This is a genomic window from Delftia sp. ZNC0008 (assembly GCF_000799035.1).
Taxonomy (GTDB): domain Bacteria; phylum Pseudomonadota; class Gammaproteobacteria; order Burkholderiales; family Burkholderiaceae_C; genus Comamonas; species Comamonas tsuruhatensis.
Map to the genome: position 1 here is coordinate 1 of NZ_JTKZ01000075.1, position 811 is coordinate 811.

Below are 811 nucleotides of genomic sequence, written 5' to 3' on the forward strand. Positions count from 1 at the left end.
AGCTCGGCTTTTTGCTGCAAAAGGGTCTTGTAGTCGGTCATCTTGTTTTGTTCAATTCTTCTGGATTTGAAGTTTTTGAGTAATCTATTGATATTTAATTATCAATTAATAATCATTGAGATTGCTAAAGGTGTTGAGCTAATGAACTATCGACTATCATGTGGTCGTTTCGATATAGTTTGCCTATATTTTTCTGACTGCAATCATGGTTGTTGGCTGACTGGCAATGATGAAATGAAAGCCTGAGGTTGCAGTTAGCTTGCTACCCATGGAGCCAAGATGGACCGCAAAGAAAGCATCAATGCAATCATTGAACTAGCTAACCTTGGGACACAAATATCTCCAACTGAGGCTGTTCATGCGGTGGCACAGGTGATAAGTGAAATGTGTCCAGCTGGTAGGAACTATGACGCTCGACTCGCTGTTTTGCTGCAGGTCGGCGCTACTCTCTGGCAGGTGTCGTCAGCTGCCGGCATGCCTCTGCAGAGTGAGCGGATAGATTCGGCTCAGCAAAATGGGGCAGAGCATTAAAGCAAATGCCCACTTAATTTTTCTAGCCTAAGCTAATGCGGAACTGCTCACGCTCCTTCCCCAGAATCCAGTTCGGCGGCTTGCCCCGGCCCGTCCAGGTCGCGCCGGTAGCTGGGTCGCGGTACTTCGGGGTGCCAACGCTGCCCTTGGCCTTGCCCTGGGGGAAGACATCGGCAGCCGTCAGGCCGTGCTCTGCGATCAGCGCGCGCACCGCGGCGATGCCCTCGGCTTTGCGCTCGGCCTGGGCCTGGGCGATCTGGGCGTCGAGTTCGGCCTTGCG

Annotated in this window: 2 protein-coding genes; one reads left to right on the plus strand and one right to left on the minus strand. The window is 51.9% G+C overall.

The window, feature by feature from the left end:
* The first annotated feature begins 279 nt into the window (after positions 1 to 279).
* Positions 280 to 531, plus strand: coding sequence for a hypothetical protein (locus tag L995_RS32745; protein WP_156135975.1), 252 nt, complete (start codon positions 280 to 282; stop codon positions 529 to 531).
* A 22-nt stretch (positions 532 to 553) separates the two neighbouring features.
* Here L995_RS32745 and L995_RS02755 read toward each other — a convergent pair.
* Positions 554 to 811: H-NS histone family protein (locus L995_RS02755; protein ID WP_047468916.1), on the minus strand; the 258-nt coding region annotated here is incomplete at its 5' end.